12 protein-coding genes are annotated in these 18,984 nt (G+C 41.2%); 8 read left to right on the top strand and 4 right to left on the bottom strand.

Annotated elements, in window-relative coordinates; genetic code table 11:
- Positions 1–17 precede the first annotated feature (17 nt).
- Positions 18–836, top strand: a complete 819-nt coding sequence (locus tag CHA01nite_RS12710; RefSeq protein ID WP_146941916.1) for an OmpA family protein — start codon at positions 18–20, stop codon at positions 834–836.
- Positions 837–1,225: 389 nt separating this feature from the next.
- On the opposite strand, the gene CHA01nite_RS12705 is transcribed toward CHA01nite_RS12710, so the two are convergent.
- Positions 1,226–2,272 carry a cytochrome d ubiquinol oxidase subunit II gene (locus tag CHA01nite_RS12705; protein ID WP_146941914.1) on the bottom strand — a complete coding sequence of 349 codons (1,047 nt, stop codon included), beginning with the start codon at positions 2,270–2,272 and terminating at the stop codon, positions 1,226–1,228.
- A complete protein-coding gene (locus tag CHA01nite_RS12700) occupies positions 2,269–3,612 on the bottom strand; it encodes a cytochrome ubiquinol oxidase subunit I (RefSeq protein WP_146941912.1) in 1,344 nt (447 codons plus the stop codon). Before CHA01nite_RS12700 ends, CHA01nite_RS12705 begins: the two co-directional genes overlap by 4 nt.
- A 231-nt stretch (positions 3,613–3,843) precedes the next feature.
- Between CHA01nite_RS12700 and gyrB the strand changes: the two genes are divergently transcribed.
- From gyrB to CHA01nite_RS12665, 7 genes are all read left to right on the top strand, one after another.
- The gene (gyrB, locus tag CHA01nite_RS12695; protein WP_146941910.1) at positions 3,844–5,778 is read left to right on the top strand and encodes a DNA topoisomerase (ATP-hydrolyzing) subunit B; all 1,935 of its coding nucleotides are present in this window, start codon (positions 3,844–3,846) and stop codon (positions 5,776–5,778) included.
- Positions 5,779–5,915: 137 nt separating this feature from the next.
- Positions 5,916–7,811 carry a DUF3858 domain-containing protein gene (locus tag CHA01nite_RS12690; protein ID WP_146941908.1) on the top strand — a complete coding sequence of 632 codons (1,896 nt, stop codon included), beginning with the start codon at positions 5,916–5,918 and terminating at the stop codon, positions 7,809–7,811.
- An 8-nt stretch (positions 7,812–7,819) separates the two neighbouring features.
- A complete protein-coding gene (locus CHA01nite_RS12685; RefSeq protein WP_146941906.1) occupies positions 7,820–9,742 on the top strand; it encodes a DUF3858 domain-containing protein in 1,923 nt (640 codons plus the stop codon).
- A 120-nt stretch (positions 9,743–9,862) separates the two neighbouring features.
- Positions 9,863–11,755, top strand: coding sequence for a DUF3858 domain-containing protein (locus tag CHA01nite_RS12680; RefSeq protein WP_146941904.1), 1,893 nt, complete (start codon positions 9,863–9,865; stop codon positions 11,753–11,755).
- 1 nt (position 11,756) lies between these two features.
- The gene (locus CHA01nite_RS12675; protein ID WP_146941902.1) at positions 11,757–13,691 is read left to right on the top strand and encodes a transglutaminase-like domain-containing protein; all 1,935 of its coding nucleotides are present in this window, start codon (positions 11,757–11,759) and stop codon (positions 13,689–13,691) included.
- 78 nt (positions 13,692–13,769) lie between these two features.
- On the top strand, positions 13,770–14,588 hold the full coding sequence (locus CHA01nite_RS12670) for an RsiV family protein (RefSeq protein WP_146941900.1): 819 nt from the start codon (positions 13,770–13,772) through the stop codon (positions 14,586–14,588).
- Positions 14,589–14,632: 44 nt separating this feature from the next.
- Positions 14,633–15,484: a diacylglycerol/lipid kinase family protein gene (locus CHA01nite_RS12665; protein WP_146941898.1), complete on the top strand. Its 852-nt coding sequence runs from the start codon at positions 14,633–14,635 to the stop codon at positions 15,482–15,484.
- A 245-nt stretch (positions 15,485–15,729) separates the two neighbouring features.
- Here CHA01nite_RS12665 and CHA01nite_RS12660 read toward each other — a convergent pair whose 3' ends face one another.
- Positions 15,730–17,010, bottom strand: coding sequence for a dicarboxylate/amino acid:cation symporter (locus CHA01nite_RS12660; protein ID WP_146941896.1), 1,281 nt, complete (start codon positions 17,008–17,010; stop codon positions 15,730–15,732).
- A 224-nt stretch (positions 17,011–17,234) separates the two neighbouring features.
- Positions 17,235–18,920 (bottom strand): gamma-glutamyltransferase, encoded by a 1,686-nt coding sequence (gene ggt, locus CHA01nite_RS12655; RefSeq protein ID WP_146941894.1) that lies wholly within the window; start codon positions 18,918–18,920, stop codon positions 17,235–17,237.
- Positions 18,921–18,984: the final 64 nt, after the last annotated feature.

Here is an 18,984-nt window from a genome sequence, read left to right as displayed (position 1 = left end):
AATAAAAAACAAATAAGATGAAAATTCTTATCGTACTGATTTTCCTTTGTACATTTTCGAAGGCACAGATGCTTACTTCCGTCTATTTCGATTACAACAGTGCTGAACTCAACCGGGCTTCACAGATGAAGCTCGACAGCCTGAGCCATTTGAATACCAGGCTGAAATTCAGGATCTATGGGAACTGTGATATTTCCGGAACTCCGGATTACAATAAGAAGCTATCGGAGAAGCGGGCCGGTGCGGTAGGTGCTTATCTGCAGAAAAAGATCAGCGGTCCCATTGAACTCCAGAGTGTAACGGGTCTGGGAAAGGAAAAACAGATCAACGATAACAGTACGGAAGAACTGCGGAAGAAAAACAGGAGGGTAGATATTTTTATTGACCGGATCATGGCCCCGGGAGAAATCAGGGCCGGAAAATCATACGCAAGTTTTTTCAGCAAAAAAATTTCTGAAATGAAAGTGAAAGATACTTTCTCGCTGCCGGACGTCAATTTTGCAGGAGGCCGCCACATCTGGCTTCCCAAAGGAAATAAAGTCCTGGCTCAGCTGGCCGGTCTTTTAAAAAGCAACCCTTCCCTTGAAGTTGAGCTGCAGGGCCACATCTGCTGCGACTATGATAATTTTGACGGTCAGGATCTGGACCTTAAAACCTTCAACCTTTCCTTTACAAGAGCCAACGCTATCAAAGAATACCTGGAACTGCAGGGAATTCATTCTTTCAGGATCAAAGCGACCGGCCGGGGACACCTCAATCCTGTGGTTTATCCCGAACGTACGGAAGAAGATTTCAGTAAAAACAGGCGGGTTGAAATTGTTCTGCTTAAAAAGTAAGTACAAATGAGATGAACAGGCTGGGAGACGGAAGCTGATGCTGGAAGTTTTTTTACGTCAGGATCACTAATGGCCTGCAGTAATTCAAACGTAGATCTTCGGTGCACCTCTCTGGTACTATGCTGAAATCCCCTGCGGGGATGACAAATGAAGTATTGAACTTTCAGATCCATATCTCGGTATCTTTGCTATTGACTGTATGGAATCTTCGATTTCTGCTGGGAATCAGGTCATGGATCTTCCATGTTGTCTGATGTTGCAACTGAAGTCCTCAATGGAACGTTGAAATTTTATACACTCTGAAAATCAATGACAAACCGGTGGCTGAAGTTACGCGAAGTCCTTCCTGTGATCCGTCAAAAATCCGTGTAATCCTCGGGAGATTCTTTTTACGGTTTGATCGGTGTTTCCGGTTTTGCCGTTTCCTTAAGTTTTCTCCTCTGTTTGCTGAAGGAAATCATCAGGTAAAAGAGGAAAGGAAGAATGAAGGTTGAGCCAAGCATCAGGGCCCATCCCAGAGCGGTAATGGTCTTTGGAGCGGCTACATGTTCCAGCAGGGAAAGGTGTTGGCCGTTTCCGAAAAGAATGATGTTTGGGTTATGCTGGTATGTGGCTGCTACCAGAATCATGATCACCTGGAATCCGGCAAGGGCGCGTACGGAAAGCAGTTTTCCGGTATGCATGGCTCTCAGGATCAGAAACAGGCAGATGGTTGCGAAAGTAGTAGCCATAATACCCAGGGGTTTTGAAAATACCCACATTACCAGAGGAATTCCTGAAATTGAAGCCGTTACAAAAACCAGGATTCCGGTAATGACAACAAAAACCATGGTCTGCTTTGATTTCTTGATCATTAGTTTCAGCTCGATACGGTCGCAGGCTTCCCTTAACGCAAAGACGGATGCGAGGTAAGCACAGATCGATATCGTAAACAATCCGACGGCAATGCCGAACCAGTTGAGCCAGCTGAAAATATAAAGATCGGCAAAACTGCCGGCTTCAGGATGAATGGACCGCGAAATTGTGGCGGCGGCAATCAGTCCAAGGAAAAACGGAGTCAGTAGACTTGAAAAATAAAAGATCTGGGTGTATACTTTCTGCCACTCGTCTTTCACGGCATCGTAGTGACGGAAGGTAAAAGAGGTTCCCCGCGCGATAATCCCCACCAGCATCAGAACCAGCGGAATGTGAAGGTAAGTGGAAAGAGTAGTGTAGACTTCAGGAAAGCCGACGAATAAAATAACAACCGCAATAATCAGCCACATGTGGTTGGCTTCCCATACCGGCGCAATGGATTCGTACATGATCACCTGTGTTTTGGGGCGGTTCTTCTTCCTGGTCATCAGCTCCACGATTCCCGCACCGAAATCGGCACCGCCCAGAATAACGTACAGGCAGATGGACAGCCAGAGAAAACCTATAACTACGTAAATCATGATGCTTTGTTTTTAGGGTTGAACTGAGGATCGGTAGGATCATATAATTTCGGAACCATCCTGATCTGGCGGCTCAGCAGGAAGGCCATCAGAACAGAAAGAGAAGCGAAAACCGCTGTAAAGAAATAAAACGAATACTGGATACCCGGCATCGGCGTTACGGCATCAGCAGTACGCATGATCCCGTAAATGATCCATGGCTGCCGTCCGACTTCGGTTACCGTCCATCCTGCTTCCAGGGCGATATATCCGAAAGGGGTAGCGATTAAAAATGTTTTCAGCAGCCATCTTTTGGTAAGCCATTCTTTTTTGAAAAAGGCGGCAAACAGATAAACGGATCCGATGATGATCATGATAACTCCGAAAAAGATCATGGTCTGAAAGGCGTAATGCACTACCGCTACCGGCGGCCATTCGTCTCTCGGGAAATCTTTCAGGCCTTTCACTTCACTGCTGAAATCGCTGCTTACGAGGAAGCTCAGGAGCTTCGGGATTTTAATGGCATATTTTATTTCTTCTTTTTTTTCGTCAGGAATACCGCCGATAACAAACGCTGCCCCTTTTTCCGTTTCGAAATGCGCTTCCATAGCTGCCAGCTTGATGGGCTGCCGTTCAGCTACCGATTTCGCGGCCGTATCACCGGTCAAAGGTGCTCCGAAGGCACCGATGAGGGCAAAACCTGCAGCAATTTTAAAAGCTTTTGTATGGAATTCAATATTCTTCTTTCTTAAAATAAGGAAAGCATGGACCCCTGCCACGGCAAACCCGGTGGCACAGAAAGCCGCAACCGTCATGTGCAGGGCCTGTGAAAACCATGCATCATTAAACATGGCTTTAATCGGATCGATATTTAAATATTCCCCATTGATATAATCAAATCCGGCAGGTGAATTCATCCAGGCATTGGCCGCAACAACGAGGATTCCTGAAGCGAGCCCGCTTAAACCGACCAGAAACCCACAGAACCAGTGGAACCATTTGTTGAAACGGTCCCATCCGTAAAGGAAAAAACCAATGGCAATGGCTTCGATGAAGAAGGCCGTCCCTTCAAGGGAAAACGGCATTCCGAAAATCGGTCCGGCATGTTTCATAAACTGCGGCCAGAGAAGCCCAAGCTCGAAAGACAGCATGGTGCCGGAAACGGCCCCCGTGGCAAAAAGGATCGCTACTCCTTTGCTCCAGGCTTTCGTTAAGCCTTTATAGACTTCATCTTTTGTTTTGAGATATTTCCAGTGGGCAAAAGCCATCAGGAAGGGCATCACCATACCGACACAGGAAAAAATGATGTGAAATCCCAGCGACATTGCCATCTGGGCACGGGCTGCAAGAAAGTCGTCCATGAATTCAATTTTTTGGGTAATTAAAGGTACGCATAAATTAGAAAGGCGCCGTATGATTTACGACAGCAATCCTTTGAGAAATAGGTTTTAACTTTGGTATCTTTTAAATGGAATGACCCCTTTTTCCTACTGAAAAAGGCTGAGTTTTTTGATATATTTTAACTTTCATAACTCGAAAAAAATCACGATATTTGTAGGTCTCTGCATGCAGCAGAATTTTTTAATATTTATATGAGTCAGAAACAATATACAGCGAGTAGTATTCAGGCATTGGAAGGAATGGAACACGTACGTATGCGTCCTTCAATGTACATTGGTGATGTGGGAGTAAGAGGTCTCCATCATTTGGTTTATGAAGTAGTAGATAACTCTATAGACGAGGCGTTGGCAGGATACTGCGACACCATTTTCGTCAGCATTAAGGAAGGGAACGGAGTCGAGGTTACCGATAACGGTAGAGGGATCCCCGTAGACTTCCACGAAAAAGAACAAAAATCCGCGCTTGAAGTGGTAATGACCAAGATCGGAGCCGGAGGTAAATTCGATAAAGATTCCTATAAAGTTTCCGGAGGTCTTCACGGAGTCGGGGTGTCGTGTGTGAACGCACTCTCCAACCAGATGGTGACTACCGTTTACAGGGACGGAAACATATATCAGCAGATCTATTCCAAAGGAAAAGCACAGACCGAGGTTGAAGAAATCGGGCACAGTGACAGCAGGGGAACCAAACAGTTTTTCCAGCCGGATGATACCATCTTCACCGAGCTTGTGTACAACTACGATACCCTGGCCAGCCGTTTAAGAGAACTTTCATATTTAAATAAAGGCATTACCATTACCCTGACCGACGAAAGGGAAAAACTGGAAGACGGATCTTTCAGAACGGAAGTCTTCCATTCCGAAGGAGGATTGAAGGAATTTGTTGCCTATATCGACGGAAACCGTGAGTCCATCATGGAAAATGTGATCTTCATGGAAGGGGAGAGGGACGACATTCCGGTGGAAGTAGCCATGCGTTATAACACGTCATTCACTGAAAATCTGCACTCTTACGTGAACAACATTAATACCCATGAAGGAGGAACCCACCTGGCCGGTTTCAGACGTGCTCTGACAAGGACTTTGAAGAAATATGCCGATGAATTAGGGCTTCCGGCCAAAGAAAAAGTTGAAATTACAGGGGATGATTTCCGTGAAGGATTAACGGCTGTCATCTCCGTAAAAGTGATGGAACCTCAGTTTGAAGGGCAAACGAAAACAAAATTGGGGAACTCCGAAGTTTCCGGTGCGGTAGATAAAATCGTAGGGGAAATGCTGACGAACTTCCTGGAAGAAAACCCTAACGAAGCCAAGATTATTGTACAGAAAGTGGTTCTGGCAGCAAAAGCCAGACAGGCCGCGAAAAAAGCCCGTGAAATGGTGCAGCGGAAATCGCCGATGGGAGGTTCCGGACTGCCGGGTAAACTTTCAGACTGTTCTTCAAAGGATCCTGCTGAGTCTGAAATCTTCCTGGTAGAGGGAGATTCCGCAGGGGGGACGGCAAAACAGGGCCGCGACCGGTTCTTCCAGGCTATCCTTCCGCTGAGAGGTAAAATCCTGAACGTTGAGAAATCCATGCTTCATAAAGTATACGACAACGAAGAGATTAAAAATATTTACACCGCTTTGGGGGTTTCCGTAGGAACGGAAGAAGACAGCAAAGCATTGAATATGGCCAAACTAAGGTATCATAAGATCGTTATCATGACCGATGCCGATATCGACGGTTCCCATATTTCAACCCTGATCCTGACGTTCTTCTTCAGATATATGAAGGAACTGATTGAAAACGGATACATTTATATTGCTCAGCCGCCTTTATATCTGTTGAAGCGCGGAAACAAAAAACAGTATGCCTACAATGAAAAAGAGCGTGAAGAATTCACCCTGGAAATGTCTCCGGACGGCAAAGGAGTGGAAGTTCAGCGTTACAAAGGTCTTGGAGAAATGAATCCTGAGCAGCTTTGGGAAACGACCCTAAACCCGGAACACCGGATCCTGAAGCAGGTAACCATCGATAACGCCGTGGAAGCCGATAACGTTTTCTCCATGCTGATGGGTGATGAGGTTCCGCCAAGAAGGGAATTTATCGAGAAAAATGCCAAGTACGCTAAAATCGATGCGTAATTGTAATGGATATACATAAAAAAAGACTTCAGCAATGAAGTCTTTTTTTATGTCAGATATAAATTATCGGCAATACCTTAAAAAAGTATTTCATCCCTTACCGGATTTTCTTATTTTTGCTGTAATTTTTAATAACCATGATGAAAATCCTTTGTATCGGAGCCCTTTCTATAGCTTCTTTCTACCACACCCAGAACTTTCCCGTTTCTGCTATTCCTGAGAATCTGAAGAAAAATGCCAGTGTAATTATCAGAAAAGAAAATAATACTGTTGAAATCAATAAGATCAACGATATTACCTATAAAAAATTATCTGTTATTACCGTTCTTAACAAAGATGCAATCCCATATTCTCTGCCGCGCATTGCTTACGAAAAAGGAAATAGTATATCCAACGTTAAGGTAATTGTTTACGATGAAAAAGGCAACAAAATAAAAAGTTATTCCAAGAGTGATTTTACCGATATTGCTGCAAATCCTCAGGGAACTTTTTATTCAGATAACAGAATGCTTATTCTTCCTTTCACAGCATCAAGTTTTCCTTATACTGTAGAATTTAGTTATGAATTAAATGATGAAAATACTGTGTTTATCCCGGATTTCATTCCATTTTACGAATATAATATTTCTTTGGAAGAAAGTAATTTTAATATCATTAATAAGTCCGGAATCAACCTCCGATCAAAAGTTTATGAGTCACCATTTAATTATACATCTGTTGCTATTACATCAAATGGAGAAAACAGAGCTTACTCCTACAAGAATGTTCCGGCGATAGATAATGGACAGTTGGTTCCGGCTCCGCAAAAAGTTCTTCCTAAAGTAAGTTTTTCCCTTGACAGATTCAATCTTAAGGGAAAGCAGGGTAGTATAGCATCGTGGAAAGACTTCGGAACCTGGTATTACCAAAATTTACTCACACCTGTTTCGGTTTCCACGCCACAGATTAAAGCTGAAATTGCTTCTTTAAATCTATCCGGGACTACGGAGGAGAAAGTAAAAACGATCTATCAGTATATGCAGAATAAAACGAGATATATTTTTGTCGCATTAGGCATTGGAGGATGGCAACCCATGTTTCCGGATGAGGTGCAGAAAAAAGGATATGGAGACTGCAAAGGGCTCACAAATTACATGAAGACACTTTTGGATGAAGCCGGAATCAAATCCTTTTATTGTATTATTAATTCCAATTCCTCTGAAGTAAGTTTTGACAAAGATTTTCCAAAAATGGCAGGTAACCATGTTATCTTGACAGTACCGACAGATAAAGAAAATATCTGGTTGGAAAATACCTCGCAACAAATTGCTTTTAACCATTTGAGTTTTAACACGACCGATAGAAATGTACTGATGGTAAAATCTGATGGAATCGATATTATACAGACTCCAAGTTCTACAGCTGAAGATAATAACGAAAAACAGACATTATATGTCCAATTAAATTCAGATAGATCAATTACCGGAAAAGGAAACTTTATCTATCACGGTGCTCAGTATGATTATAATTTAATGCATTTATTAATTCCTGAAAAAGATAAAACGGAATTATTGAAAAAAGTATATTCTACATTGGATTTTGAAAATATTGAAGTGAAAGATTTTAATAATAATAAGAATTCTGCTGCAATAACTTTCGATCTGAATTTTAAAGCTTTAAATTACTCAAAATCAATAGGTAATGGCTATGTTTTCAGGGCAGTACCCATTTATAAAGAGAGTACCCATTTTGAAGATTCTATCCGGGATTTGCCTTTCGAAAGTAAACTCGCTTATAAGGATGAATCTGAAATTATTTATGAGCTTCCGCAGGGTTACTTCATAGAAGAAATCCCGAAGAGCATAAATATTGATTGTGAATTCGGTTCTTACAATATAGCTTTTGAAAAGCATGAAAATAAACTTATTGTAAAACGGATGATCAAGATGAATAAGGGAGTATATCCTAAAGAAAAATTTAGCGATTTTATCAATTTCAAAAAGAGAATTTTAAATTCAGATAATTCTAAAATTTTAATGTCTAAAAAAGCTTAAAACAACATATGATAAAAAGATTATTACTGTTTTCAGTTTTCATATCAAATTTTATTTTTTCGCAAGAACATAAGTTTCTTGATTATCCTAAATTTGATGAAGCTGATTTGAAAAAAACAAACTCTCAAATTGAGAAAAATGCGCCTGCAGAGATTCTTTATAATAGTATTAGCTATAATGTTGCACCATCAGGATGGTATCAGGTGACTAAAAAATTCTTTTCCAAAATCAAAATCTATGATAAAAAAAGGTCGGAAGATTGGTTGAATATTGAAATTCCTGTAAGCGACAATGAAAGTCTCACTGACTTTCAACTTACGGTGTATAATTTTTTAAATGGAAAGATTGAAAAAAATATTATTACTAAAAAAGATCAATTAAAGGAAAATCTAGTAAAAGGAATAAAGATCTATAAATTGGCAATTCCCAATATATTAGACGGTTCAGTATTTGAGTATAATTATAAATTGGAAACCAATAATATATTTAATCTGACCTATTATCTCCAATACAATATTCCTGTTGTATATCAGGAATATAATTTTGAATATGGAAGTTCAATGAATTATGCTTTTAACAGCACTGGCAAAGTTATGAAGCCGAAATATAATTTTCAGGGAGTTACCAACCATTTGAATGAAGGTTTTGAAGTTTATAGATTCGGCTATGAAAATGTAACATCTCTTCCCAATGAGTTATTTCTAAAGGATGATAATAGATACAGAGCGAGAATTAAACCGGAATTAACAAAATACTCTACCAAATATTTTTCATACAGTATGGCGGAAAACTGGAATAAAGTTGCTGAGAGACTTTATAATAATGATGATTTTGGAGGATATCTAAAAAGTAATGCGGTTAAAGATTTGTTACCGCAAGATATTAAAACCTTTTATGATCCTTTGTTAAGAGCAAATAAAATTTTTGACTTTATTAAACATAATTATAAATGGAATAAGAAAGATGGGATTATTGCAAGCCAAAATTTAAAGCAAATGCTCAAATTAAAGTCCGGAAATGCGGCGGACATAAACCTTTTACTGATCGCTGTTTTAAAGAATTCAGGTTTAGAAGCGAATCCATTATTAATTTCTACGGTGAATAACGGTATTCTAAATATCTTATCACCAAATCCGAGTAACTTGAACGTAGTTTTAGCATCTGTAAAAATAAACAACCAGCTGTATGTTTATGATGCCACTTCTTTTGCCTCTAAAGTGAATATGCTGCCAGAAAGAGATTGGAATGATTTCGGTATTTTGCTTGAAGATGGTAAAGCCACAGATCTTTCATTTTCAAACACGAACATTAGTAAAAAAGAATTGTTTGTACAAGCAGATATAGATTTGCAAAACTCAGAAATAAAAGGAAGTTTGAATAAAAGAGAAAGTGGTCTCTATGCTATAGAAGCTTACGATAATTTTGATGATAACCATGATAAATATAATCAGGTTTTCAAAACTGATTTCACAATTAATATTAAGGATGTTGAATCGAAATTATTGCCTGATGGAGATTTTGAATCTAAGATGAAATTTTCTAGTAGTAATTTGATGGACCTTGTAGGTGATAAGATAATTTTAAACCCTATATTATTTCTAAACACCGGTAATGAAAGTTTTGATCAGAAAGAAGAAAGAAAAAACCAAATAGATTTTATTTCTGCTTTTACAAAAGAAAAGAAAGTTGAACTAACTATTCCAGATGGGTATAAAGTAATAGATTTTCCGAAACCAAAGAAGATTGTTACAGATGATAAAGAAATTTCTTATACTTATAAGATAGAAATTTTAAATAATAAGATTTTAGTCAGTTCAAAAGTTGACGTTTTAAGTCAAAATTATCCGAAAGAGTATTATGCATTCTTTAAGCAAATATGGAAAATTATGAACGAAAGTGAGAATCAGGTTATCAGTTTAATTAAGAATTAACTATAAAGACTTCAGCAATGAAGTCTTTTTTTATATCAGATATAAATTATCGGCAATACCCTAAAAAAGTATTTCATCCCTTACCGGATTTTCTTATTTTTGCCGTAATTTTTAATAACCATGATGAAAATCCTTTGTATCGGAGCCCTTTCTATCGCTTCTTTCTACCACACCCAGAACTTTCCCGTTTCTGCTATTCCTGAGAATCTGAAGAAAAATGCGGACGCTGTTGTCCGGAAAGATTTCACCACGGTGCAGATCAATAAAATAGATGATATCAGGTACCAGTTTTATACGGTAACCACCGTGCTTACCAAAGATGGAGATGACAAGGCCCTGGCTTTTATTCCTTACGATAAGGGAAACAGCATTTCGGATATCAGGGTTACGATTTACGATGAATCCGGTAAGAAGATCAAATCCTTTTCCAAATCGGACTTCGGGGATTTTGCCAACAACAACCAGGGTACTTTCTATTCGGACAACCGGGTAATGGCTTTGTCTTATACACCGACCCAATATCCTTACACCGTCGAGTTTTCCTATCAGATGAGTGACCGTAATACGGTCTTTATGCCTGATTTTATTCCGTTCAGATCCAACAATATATCCCTGGAGGAAGCACAGTTGAAAATCATCAATAAATCGGGAATCGAGCTTAAAACAAAAATTTATCCGTCTGCATACAATTACACATCGGTTTCCGAAAGCGACAGTGCGGGTGAAAAATTATATACCTATAAAAATGTTCCGGCCATCGAAAACGCTTTTCTATCGCCCCAGCCAATAAAAATTTTACCAAAAGTAAGCTTTGCCCTCACGAAATTCAATCTGGAAGGCAAGCAGGGGAGCATCAGCAATTGGAGTGATTTCGGTTCATGGTATTACAACAGCATCTTGCAGCCGGTTTCATTATCAACCCCTGCCATCAAAGCCGAAGTGGCTGCACTGGATCTCCGGGGAACAACGGAGGAGAAAGTAAAAAAGCTTTACCAGTACATGCAGGCCAAAACGCGGTATATCTTTGTTGCGCTGGGAATCGGAGGATGGCAGCCGATGCTTCCGGATGAAGTGCAGAAAAAAGGCTATGGCGATTGCAAAGGCCTGACCAATTACATGAAGACCCTGCTGGATGAAGCCGGTATCACGTCGTATTATTCAGTGATCAATTCCAGTTCTTCCCCGGTTTCCTTTGATAAGGATTTTCCTAAAATGGGCGGGAATCATGTCATCCTGATGGTGCCGACGGAAAAAGGAAACATCTGGCTCGAAAATACTTCACAGCAGGTGGCATTCAATCATTTAAGCTACAATACGACCGACCGGAATGTGCTTTCCATCCGTAAAAACGGGATTGAGCTGATCGATACTCCTGTATATACGGCCGACCAGAGCAGGGAGAAGCAGCTTCTGAAAATAAAACTGAACGAAGACAACAGCATTTCCGGTGAAGGAAGCTTTGCCTATACGGGAATCCAGTACGATAACAATCTGGCTTTGGCTACGATGTCATCCAAAGACCGTAATGAAGCAGTAAAGAATCTTCTCGACGTCCTGAATTTCGAAAAAATCGAGCTTAAGAATTTTCTGAATGATAAAGACAACGCCGTTGCCAGATTCGATCTTGATTTTAAAGCAAACAATTATTCCAAGAATGCGGGAAGCAGCATCATCTTCAGGGCGGTACCGATTTATTCCGATAATATCTATAAAGCGGATGAAAAAAGGGCATTGCCGTTTGAGCTGAGACAGTCTTTTGAAGATGAGTATGAGATCAGCTTTGCCGTTCCCAAAAACTATAAAATCGAGGAAGTGCCTGAAAATGTAACATTAAATTCGGAATTCGGGACCTATAAGCTCAGCTTTGTGAAAAACGGGGACGAACTGAAAGTGAACCGGACCATCAGAATCAACAAAGGCCTGTACCCGAAGGAGAAATACAATGATTACGTCAGTTTCAGAAAAAAAACAATTAACATTGACAATTCAAAAATTTTAATTTCTAAAATTTAACATGAGAAAATTATTTCTAATTGCTGTCTGCTCCATCAACTTTGTGTTGGTGGATGCGCAAAAACATGCATTTCTTGAATATCCCAAATTCAGCGAAGCGGATTTATCCAGACAAAGATCTGCATTGGATGAAAACGCCCCGGCGGAAATTTTATATAAGTCCCTGCATTTCAGTATCGACAACAACACCGGAAATCTTATCAAGCAGGCTTTTTACCGGGTTAAAATCTATGACAAAGACAAAGCGGAAGACTGGCTGAATCTTGAAATTCCCTTATATCAGAACGGGAGCGAACAGGAAACCCTTTCCAAAATAAAAGCATTTACCTATAACCTTGAAAACGGAGTTTCCGTTACGACAAAAGTCGACAAAAGCTCAAAGTATAAAAGCAAGGAAAGCAAGTACGTTGCCATTACCAAATTTGCCTTTCCGAACGTGAAAAACGGCTCCGTGATTGAGTATCAGTACGAAGTTACCTCGCCATTTCTTTTTATCGTTCCTGAAATTATGATCGAGACCGATACCCCTTCGCTTTATACGGAATACGTACTGGACAGCCCTTCCAATATTTCCTATAACGTCAATTACACCGGATTTCTGAATCCGAAGTTCAGGGAAGTAGAAGAAAGGACAATGTACGGAACAAATTACCGTACCTACCGCTTCGGATATGAAAATGTAAAAGGTTTCAAAACTGAAAAATTCGTAAGCAACGACCGGAATTACAGGACGAAAATCAGTGCCGAACTGCATTCTACCAATTTCAGGGAGCTGAAGCTTTACTCTTCTTCCTGGGAGCAGATCAAGGAGAGGCTGTATGATAATGAAGACTTCGGCGGTGAGCTGAAAAAAACGAAATTAGCGAAAGAAAACATGCCGGCGGGAATCTCGGGGATTTCCAATGAAACCGAACGGGCCAATGCCATTTTTACCTACGTTAAAAATACCTTTACCTGGAACAAAGATCAAGGGCTTTATGCAGAAGACGGGATCCGGAAAATGCTTGAAACCAAAACCGGCAATGCGGCGGAAATCAATCTTTTCCTGGTAATGCTGCTCCGTGAAGCGGGAATTAAAGCAGATCCGCTTACCATTTCAACCGTCAGCCATGGTCTTATCAATATCGCATCGCCCAATGTTTCCAACATGAACTTTGTCATTGCGGCAATCCAGACCAAGGATGGGTTTCACCTTTATGACGCTACCTCAAAGCAATCTTCGATGGATCTCCTGCCGCCGAGGGACTGGAATCAGTTCGGGATCCTGATTTCAAAAGATAAAGTTCAGCAGCTCTCTATGGTAAATGCGAAAACCAGCTATACCTATCTTACGGTAGAGGCTAAAATCAATGCCGACAGAAGCATTTCAGGGACCTACTCAGATAAGGATACCGGCACTTATGCCATGTTTGCCAAAGAGAGTTATGATGATAATGCGGAAAAATATAAGAAGCAGTACAAGGAAAATTTCGCTATCGATTTTACAGATATTGAATCCAAAGTGTTGGAAAACGGCGACTTTGAAAGCACCATGAAGTTTTCTTCCGAGAATTTAATTGACCGGATCGGGAAAAAAATGATCATTAATCCGATGCTGTTTCTGAATAAAAATTCAAATGAATTTGATCAGACGGAAGCGCGGAAGTATCTGATCGATTTTATCTCTCCTTTTACCAAAGTGAAAAAAATTGTATTTGAAATTCCTGAAGGATATGTTGTTGAGGAAATGCCGAAGAATAAAAAAATCGTTACGGATGATAAGGAAATCGAGTACAGCTACATCGCAGAGCAGAAAGGAAATACAATTGAAGTGATTTCCACTACCAAAATACTGAGCCCGAATTATCCCAAAGAATACTATCCTGCCTTTAAGCAGATCTGGGGGGTGGCGTCCAAACAGGAAAACCAGGTCATCAGTCTGATAAAAAAATCCTGAAGCCGTTAAATTCCAAAATAAATACAAAACCATTCATTTTTTGAATGGTTTTTGCATGTTAGAAGGAAAATTAAGAATATGAAAAACACCATGGCCGTTCTGGCTGTTTCTTCCTTACTGGCCGTATCAGCCTGTAAGAAAACGGAAAACAATAACACCGCTGCCGCTGCTCCGGAAAAGGAAAGATTTACTGTAGATTCGGTAAAAATCGACGATTCCATCAAAATCAACGACTCCCTTACGGTAAAATATTCATCCAGGATGCTGGTTTTTCCTACCCTTAAAAATAAAACGTTACTTGACAGTATCTATTTTACTGAGAAAAACATCGGCGATTTTTCGAAAAACGGTCTGAGAAACTATCTCCAGAAAAGCAAAAACGAATATTTCAACCAGATCCGGAAAGATGCCAAAGAATGGGGTTCCGATCTTACGTTTGCCCAGGAATGGTATTTCGATACAGGAATGAAGGTTAAATCCAACATGAACGGATATCTGCATGTTGAGTACATCTGGGGATCTTATTCCGGCGGCGCCCATGACAATTACGGGTTTTCGGAAAGGGTTTTCGACCTGGAAAATAATAAGAAAGTAGAACTTAAAGACATTACTTCGATGCCTGCCGGCCAGCTTGAGGCATTGCTGATGAAAAACATCAACAAGATCAACAGCGGGACAACCGACAATACCGGGCAGGTAAACAATTCAGAAATGCTGCTGGTGGATAAGATTCCGGCCACGGGAAATTTTTATTTTGACGAAAAAAATCTTTATTTCCATTACAGCCCTTATGAAATTACCGCTTTTGCGGCAGGCGACATTACAATTCCCGTTTCATGGGCCAACCTGAAAGGAACTTTAAATCCTGAATTTGCGAAAAGAATGAAAATTAACTAATATTAATGCTTCCGGATCAGGAAGCATTTTTTATTTTTGCACCAATGGAAAAAACTGCTTTCATCATCAATCCTTTTTCGGCGAAAAAAAATTATACGCCCTTTCTCAATGAACTGAAATCGAAGGTGAAAGATCCTCTTTATTTTATTTCGGATTCTATTGCAGGAACCGATGAATTTATCCGGAATCATTTTGAGACCGTTGATCTGTTTGTCGCAATCGGGGGAGACGGAACCATTTCCACGGTGGCAAAAAACCTGATCGGTACCGAAAAGATCCTTGCCATTTTTCCGGCAGGTTCGGGAAACGGTTTTTCCAACGAAACACAGTTCAGCAAAAACCTGGATGAATTGCTTAAGAAAATCGATGCAGGAAAATCTAGGAAAATCGATACCTTCACGGTGAACGGCCGGCTTTCCATCAATGTTTCAGGCACAGGATTCGATGGGAAAGTAGTTAAAGAATTTGAAAAAACCACCCGGGGATTCAAAAACTATATTAAAGTTTCACTCCGGACTTTTTTCAGCTACAAACCGATCAAGCTGAAATTCTTTGATGAAGGGTATAAGCAGTACAACGGAAAATATTTGATGGTCAATATTGCCAATACTCGGCAATTCGGCAACAACGCGTATATTGCGCCGCATGCCAGCAAAAGCGACGGGCTGGTGGATATGGTTCTGGTGAAAAAGTTTCCGCTAAGTTATTCCCCTCTCTTTGCTTTCAGGATGTTTACCAAAAAACTGAAGGAAGACGATTACATTACTTATCTGCCTGTGTCGGACATCGGGTTCAGGGTCAATACGAAAAACTGGCACCTGGATGGAGAGTTCAACAAAATAAAGTCTCCGATTCATGTAAAAGTGCAGCCCGCGAGCCTGAATATATTGATATAAATTTCTTCTGCAGCATAGAATTTTGATATGTGGAGTTTTATAATGGTCTGATTATCCCATAGGAATCCAAATGCAAATTTTTTCCATCCAATAGTCATTAAAGTCTTATTTACCATTCGCTGATACTATATTGAGATTCCCTGCGGGAATAACAGAGAGAATGTAAAATATTGAGTTATATATTTAATATCTTGTTTTCCGGCATCCGGCACCCTATTCCAGCCTATTAAGTACACATTAAATAATTAGACATCCAATTTTTTTTCCACTTCTCCCGGATGGTCAAGGCAATACTGCAGCTGTTCTTTATCGAGTTGTTTTTCCCAGTTTGCGACAACTACCGTGGCTACGGAATTACCGATGACGTTTGTCAGGGCACGGCATTCACTCATGAACTTATCGATCCCCAGGATCAGCGTCATTCCGGCGATCGGAATTTCGGGAACAACCGCTAAAGTGGCGGCTAAAGTAACGAATCCGGCACCCGTAACGCCTGCTGCTCCTTTGGAACTCAGCATCGCTACCAGAAGCAAGATGATCTGTTTCTCAATCGGAAGATGTATATTCAGGGCCTGGGCTATGAATAGAGAAGCCAGGGTCATGTAGATGTTGGTACCGTCCAGGTTGAAAGAATAACCGGTGGGAACTACCAATCCGACGATGGCTCTTGAGCACCCTGCCTTTTCCAGCTTTTCCATCATCCCCGGCAGAGCTGATTCCGAAGAGCTGGTTCCCAGCACCAGCAGCAATTCCTCTTTCAGATAATACATCAGCTTGAAGATGCTGAAACCGTTGTACCACGCAACTGCGCCAAGCACCAGAACCACGAAAAGGGCAGAGGTGATATAAAAGGTGCCGACTAAAAAGATCAGGTTTATAACAGAGTGGAGTCCGTATTTCCCGATGGTAAAGGCCATAGCCCCGAAAGCTCCGATGGGTGCCAGCTTCATCAGCAGGTGAACGATTTTAAATACCGGAGCGGAAAGATCCTGAAGGAACTCCGTCACTTTACGGCTTTTTTCCTGAGTCAGTACAAGAGCAACTCCTGTTAAAATAGCAACCAGCAGCACCTGCAAGATATTTTCCCCGACCAGCGGGCTGAAGAGCGTTTCCGGAATAATATTCATGATAAAACCTGTCAGGGTAGAGTCGTGCGCTTTTTTCTGGTATTGCGAAACATCGCCCGAGAGGGTGGAAGGGTCTATATTTAAACCGTGGCCCGGCTGCAGGAGATTCCCCACGATTAATCCGATGACCAGTGCCAGCGTAGAAAACGTGATAAAGTAGATCATGGCTTTTACCGCGATCCGGCCTACTTTTTTAAGGTCGGTCATGTGGGCAATACCCAGCGTAAGGGTAATGAAGATGACCGGTGCAATAATCATTTTTACCAGTTTGATGAATCCGTCGCCCAGCGGTTTCATCTTTTCGCCCAGTTCAGGATAAAACCTGCCGAGAAGGATACCGGCCACAATGGCCGCAATTACCTGAAAATAGAGCTGCTGATAAAACTTTTTTGCTTTCAATGAATCTGAATTTAATCCCGAAAAATAAGAAAATTTACGGGACTTATGATAAAAGGCATGAAATATTTGAGCCTGTAACAAGGTATAATCTCAGCAAGAAGAAATTAAAACCACTTTATCTGTCCCCCCTCTCATGATTAAAAGTTCAAAAATTATTGATTTTACTACGGAAGCTGAATTTAATAAAATTACATAACATTTGCCGGAGATAAGATCAGCAGCAGTTATTCCACCGCTACCGAATCATCACCGCGGCCGTCTGCTACGGCATGGATGTTTCCGGTATCATCGATCAGGATCATTTCCGTTCTGCCGATCTGGTTCCATCGTTCGGCTTTGTAACCCAGTTTTTCCAGTTCAGAAATCGTAGCTTCGGGGAAATTCTTTTCAAAAGCAACGCTTTCCGGAAGCCACTGGTGATGGAATTTCGGGGAATTAACGGAAGTGTTGGCATTCAGTTTAAAATCAATCACATCCACAATAGACTGATACACAGAAGTAGGAATAGTTGTTCCGCCGGGGGTTCCGACCACCATATACGGTTTTCCGTTTTTAAGGACGATGGTTGGCGTCATGGACGACAGCATCCGTTTATTCGGCTGAATGGAATTGGCTTCGCCGCCCACTGCCCCGAACATATTGGGAACGCCGGGCTTTATGGAGAAATCATCCATTTCATTGTTCAGGAAAAAACCGGCGCCGGAAACCACCACTTTGCTCCCGTACAAACCATTCAGGGTAGTGGTTACCGCTGCGGCGTTCCCTTCCCTGTCAATCACGGAAATATGAGTGGTTTCCGTAGATTCTTTCGGCTGGGTCATTATTTTCCCGACTTCAGAACTGGGAGTAGCTCTGGCAAAGCTGAAGCTTTTCCACCGGTTTCTCAGATATTCGTCGGAGATTAAATATTGGGTTTTATCCTTTATAAAATCCGGGTCGCCCATATATTCTGCCCGGTCGGCAAAAGCCCTTCTTTCGGCTTCCACCATAATCTGTACGGCTGTAGCTGTATTCTGCTGGTAATTTTCCAGATTTTCATAACCTGCCATTTTCAGCATCTGGGCGAGAAGGATCCCGCCGCTGGAAGGAAGGGGCATCGAAACGATACGGCTGCCTTTATAATCGAACTCAAGCGCCTTCCGTTCAGCAACCTTATAGCTTTTCAGGTCCTCCGGAGTAATGATGCCGTTGCCTCTTTTCATTTCAGCGGTCAGGGATGCGGCCGTTTTTCCTTCGTAAAAGCCTTTTAAACCATCTTTCTGAATCAATCTTAACGTAGCAGCCAACTCCTTCTGGACCAGGATATCACCTGCTTTCCATGGGGTCTCTTTAACAAAAGCGTTGGAAGCCTGATTATACTTACGAAAAGTTTCTTTATGAGCATTCAGGAGACCGGCCTCCTGTTCGGTAACGGCAAATCCTTTTTCAGCAAGGTCGATCGCGGGCTGAATCAGCTGACTCATCGGAAGTTTTCCGTACTTTAAAGTAGCAAAGAACCCGGCAACACTTCCGGGAACCCCTACAGCCAGTCTGCCGTTCTGGGAAAGATCCGTATCGGCTTTTCCGTTTTTGTCTACATACATATCATGCGCGGCTTTGCGCGGAGCCGTTTCCCGGTAATCAATGGTGAATGTTTCACCGTTGTTTTTTACACCGACCAAAAATCCGCCGCCGCCGATATTTCCGGCTTGGGGATAGACCACCGCCAAAGCACACTGCGTAGCGACAATCGCATCGTAAGCATTGCCTCCGGATTTCAGGATTTTTGCACCGGCGTCACTGGCCAGGGGATGCGCCGAAACGACGACGCCTTTGTTTTTTACCTTAATTTCCTTTACAATGCTGATGTCTGTATATTGTGCTGATAATGTGCAGGTAAACAGAATAAGCGAAAAGACGATCTTTTTCATTTGCAGATTTTGTAACCTAAATTACAATTTTGTTTTAAGATAGGGCTTAAAATATCTATTTTTG

The sequence above is a fragment of the Chryseobacterium hagamense genome, from assembly GCF_007991455.1.
In the GTDB taxonomy this organism is placed as follows: domain Bacteria; phylum Bacteroidota; class Bacteroidia; order Flavobacteriales; family Weeksellaceae; genus Chryseobacterium; species Chryseobacterium hagamense.
The sequence above is the reverse complement of the archived record's forward strand: the minus strand, read 5'-3'. Positions and strand labels throughout refer to the sequence as shown.